We start from the raw sequence: 4,628 nt of genomic DNA, 5'->3' as shown, positions 1-4,628 counted from the left end.
AGAAAAACATACCTATGGCAAAGAATTTAGTTATCGTTGAGTCACCTGCAAAGGCAAAAACCATCGAAAAATTTTTAGGAAGTGACTATCAAGTCGAATCGAGTTATGGTCATATTGCCGACTTGCCTTCTAAAGAAATTGGTGTTGATGTAGAAAATGGTTTTAAACCAAAATACGAAGTGTCTGCCGATAAAAAAGCCTTGGTTACTAAACTAAGGGGACTTGCCAAGAAAGCCGAAATGGTTTGGTTAGCTTCGGATGAGGATCGTGAGGGAGAAGCTATTTCTTGGCATTTATCTGAAGAATTAAATTTAGATAAAAACAAAACCAAAAGAATTGTTTTTCACGAAATCACGAAGTCTGCTATTCTAAAGGCTATTGACAATCCACGCGAAATCGATTATAATTTGGTCAATGCACAACAAGCGCGACGAGTTTTAGACAGATTGGTTGGTTATGAATTATCGCCTGTACTTTGGAGAAAAATCAAAGGCGGACTTTCAGCTGGACGCGTTCAGTCAGTTTCGGTTCGTTTGATTGTGGAGAGAGAAAGAGAAATTCAGAATTTTAAAGCTGTTGCATCTTATTCGGTCGTAGCCGAGTTTACGAACGAATCAGGAAAAACATTTAAAGCCAAACTACCCAAAAATTTCAATTCTAAAAAAGAAGCCGAAGATTTTTTAAATAAAAATATAGGTTCTTCCTATAAAGTTTCTGACTTAGAAACAAAACCAACTAAAAAATCACCAACAGGGCCATTTACCACTTCAACATTACAACAAGAAGCTGCAAGAAAATTGTATTTACCTGTTGGAATCACCATGCAATTGGCTCAACGTTTGTACGAAGCGGGACTCATCACTTATATGCGAACCGATAGTGTTAACCTTTCTAAAGATGCGATGGAAGCCGCTCAAGCCGAAATCATTAAATCTTATGGCAAGGAATTCTCTAAGCCTAGAACGTTTGTCAATAAAAGTAAAGGAGCACAAGAAGCACACGAAGCGATTCGCCCAACCGATATGTCACGCCATACCGTAAATATTGATAGAGACCAAGCACGTTTGTATGATTTGATTTGGAAAAGAACCTTAGCTTCTCAAATGAGTGATGCCGAATTGGAACGTACCAACGTGAAAATTGAGGCTAATAATCACGGAGAAACATTTACAGCTTCTGGTGAAGTTTTGCTTTTTGAAGGGTTTCTTAAAGTGTATTTGGAAGGGCATGATGATGACGATGATGATGAGCAAGAAGGCATGTTGCCGGCGATGAAAGTTAACGAAAAATTACAAAACAATTACATCACTGCAACCGAGAGATATTCAAGACCGTCAGCAAGATATACTGAGGCTTCTTTGGTAAAAAAATTGGAAGAATTAGGTATAGGTAGACCTTCGACTTATGCGCCAACAATTTCTACCATTATTAATAGAAATTATGTAGAAAAAGGAAATCTTGACGGTCAGGAACGTATTTATACACAACTGACTCTTCAATCTGGGAAAGTAGGAGAGAAGTTGCTCAAAGAAAATACAGGTTCAGACAAAGGGAAATTAGTCCCAACAGATATTGGAACCATTGTCACAGATTTCTTGGTTAAAAATTTCGGAAACATTTTAGATTATAATTTCACTGCTAAAGTGGAACAAGATTTTGATGAAATCGCCGAAGGAAATATCGAATGGACTAAAATGATGCAGGAATTCTACGATAAGTTTCACCCAACAGTAAAAGATGTAGAAGCTAATGCTGATAGAGAAAGTGGCGAGAGAATCCTTGGAAAAGACCCAAAAACCGGAAAACAAGTTTCTGTTCGTTTGGGAAAATTTGGTCCAATGGCACAAATTGGCGAGGCAGATGACGAAGAGAAAAAATTCGCCAGTTTGATGAATGACCAAAATATTGGAAATATAACCTTAGAAGAAGTATTGGATTTGTTCTTGTTGCCAAAAAATTTGGGTACCTATAAAGGAGAAGAAGTTGAAGTAAGTAATGGTCGTTTTGGTCCTTATGTACGCCACGGAAGTGCTTTTGTTTCCTTACCAAAAGGAGAAAATCCACTTGATATAACTTTAGAGAGAGCACAAGAATTAATTGATGATAAAGCCCAAGCTGATGCGCCAATTGCTGTATATAAAGGAGAAGCTGTTCAAAAAGGAACAGGTCGTTTTGGTCCATTTATTAAATGGAATAGTATTTTTATTAATGTTAGCAAAAAATACAATTTTGATAATTTATCTCAATCTGATATTGAAGAATTGATAGAAGATAAATTACAAAAGAATATTGATAAGGTTATTCATAACTGGGAAACTGAAGGGATTCTGGTTCAAAAAGCACGATGGGGAAGATCTGAAATTACCAAAGGAAAATTTAAAATTGAGCTAAGTAAGGATATTGATGCTTCAAAATTGACATTGGAGGAAGTTCAAGAAATGATAGCCAAGAAAACGCCCGCCAAAAAAGTTCCAGTAAAAAAGGGAACAACGGTTAAAAAGTCTACTACAAAGAAAGCAGTAGCTAAAAAGAAATAATATGGAATTTGATTTTCTAAAACCTATAGACAAAGAATTCCTTGAATTAATTAAAGGGTTTTCTTCTCAGCAATTAGGGAGTAAAGTGGTATTTCATACTTCAGAAGACTTTCCTGATTTGAATAAAATTAAAATTGCCGTTATTGGAGTTTTGGAGAATCGTGGTGAGGTTAATTTGAGCAGTAGTGTAGATTTAGCTCATATTCGAAAAGAGTTATATGGATTGTTTCCAGGAAATTGGAACGTTTCTATCGCTGATTTAGGCGATATTGCTGCAGGAAATACAATAGAAGACACGTATTTTGCAGTAAAGAAAGTTGTTTCTACTTTATTAAAAAAGAAAATTATTCCATTAGTAATCGGTGGCACTCAAGATTTGACTTATCCATTATACCGTGCTTATGATGATTTAGAGCAAATGGTTAATTTGGTATCGATAGATAGAAAATTTGATTTTGGAAAAGAAAGTGATTCCATTTCATCAGGTTCCTATTTAACCAAAATAGTTATTGATGAACCAAATAATCTATTTAATTACAGTAACATTGGGTTTCAAACATATTATAATTCACAGGAAGAAATTGATTTGATTGAAAAATTATTTTTTGACGCCTATCGTTTGGGCGATATTTCAAATAATATTTCACTGGCAGAACCTGTTTTTAGAGATGCAGATTTGGTTAGTATTGATTTAACATCGGTTAAATCATCAGATTCGGGTATTATTAATCCCTTTATGCCTAACGGATTTAATGGTAAAGAGATTTGTTCTTTGGCTAGATATGCAGGAATATGTGATAAAGTTTCTCTTTTTGGTGTTTTTAATCATAATAATACCAAACAAGAATCCGTTTTAATAGCACAAATAATTTGGTATTTTATAGAGGGATTTCATTATCGATCTAATGAATATCCATTTGGAAGTAAAGAAAATTATTTGAAATATATAGTTCCTTTAGACGTTGATGAATTAATTTTTTATAAAAGTAATAAAACAGATAGATGGTGGATAGAATTGCCAGTTATTTCAAACACCAATAATAAGTTAAAGAAAATTACGTTATTACCTTGCTCTCATGAAGAATATTTGGCCGCATGTAACCACGAAATTCCAGAAAGATGGTGGAAAGCACAACGAAAAAATATTTTTTAACATGAAATATATTAAAAATAATCGGAATTAATAGGTTTACAAATAATAAATATGTAAGTAAAAACATATAAAAAACATCATTTTTTACCTTTTTATCGTCTTTTTATGTATTTTGTCGATAAAATGTTTTTTTGTTTAATGATTTAATTTTAGTTTTGGCTTGTCATATATTTGCATAATAATTTAATTGTTTTTTATAATAATAATAAATAGGTTTACTCAAATAAAAATAATGAAATATAAAACCCAAATTTTTATGAAGAAGTTTATTGCATTTTTAGCAATTTTAAGCTTATTAATGAGCTGTGGAGGTTCGTCTGATAAGGGTGAATTAGTGGGTGTAAAAGGTGCTAAATGGAACCCAGAAAAGCCTTATGGAATGACTTTAATTAATGGAGGATCTTTTATTATGGGTAAATCTGACGAGGATGTTGCCCATGTGTTAGATGCGCAAACAAAAACAGTGACTGTTCGTTCTTTTTATATGGATGAAACTGAAATTACAAATAGCGAATATCGTCAATTTGTTTTTTGGGTAAAAGATTCAACAATGAGAATTAGGTTGGCTATTTTAGCTGAAGAAACAGGACAAAAGCCTTCTGATGTTAAAGACAAAGGAAAAGGCAAGTCGGCAGGAAGTATAGGAGATTTTGCATTTAATGATGCCGACCCTGAAAAAATGACTGCATATGATAAATACATGTATGATAATTATTATAGTATTGGTACTGATGATGATCCATATGCTGGTAGAAAACTCAATAAAAAGATAAAGTTAATTAATGATACTAAATTATATCCAGATGAGTATTATACAGAAGTTATGGATTCTATGTATTTGCCTATAGACGAATCATTTAATGGACTAAGAACTATTGATGTTAAAAAATTGAAATTCCGCTATTCATGGATGGATATTCAAGCTGCTGCAAGAGATA

The 4,628-nt window shown here is 33.1% G+C and carries 3 protein-coding genes; all 3 read left to right on the top strand.

The genetic code is table 11. The features are described 5' to 3' along the window. Positions 1–14: 14 nt before the first annotated feature. On the top strand, positions 15–2,537 hold the full coding sequence (topA, locus tag ACKVOD_RS12255) for a type I DNA topoisomerase (RefSeq protein WP_409209756.1): 2,523 nt from the start codon (positions 15–17) through the stop codon (positions 2,535–2,537). Between the two features lies 1 nt (position 2,538). Then, positions 2,539–3,690 carry a formimidoylglutamase gene (locus ACKVOD_RS12250; RefSeq protein ID WP_409209755.1) on the top strand — a complete coding sequence of 384 codons (1,152 nt, stop codon included), beginning with the start codon at positions 2,539–2,541 and terminating at the stop codon, positions 3,688–3,690. Between the two features lie 256 nt (positions 3,691–3,946). Beyond that, a partial coding sequence (locus ACKVOD_RS12245; protein WP_409209754.1) for an SUMF1/EgtB/PvdO family nonheme iron enzyme occupies positions 3,947–4,628 on the top strand: 682 nt, incomplete at its 3' end.

Origin of the sequence: Flavobacterium sp., assembly GCF_046155325.1 — a bacterium.
Taxonomy (GTDB): domain Bacteria; phylum Bacteroidota; class Bacteroidia; order Flavobacteriales; family Flavobacteriaceae; genus Flavobacterium.
The sequence above is the reverse complement of the archived record's forward strand: the minus strand, read 5'-3'. Positions and strand labels throughout refer to the sequence as shown.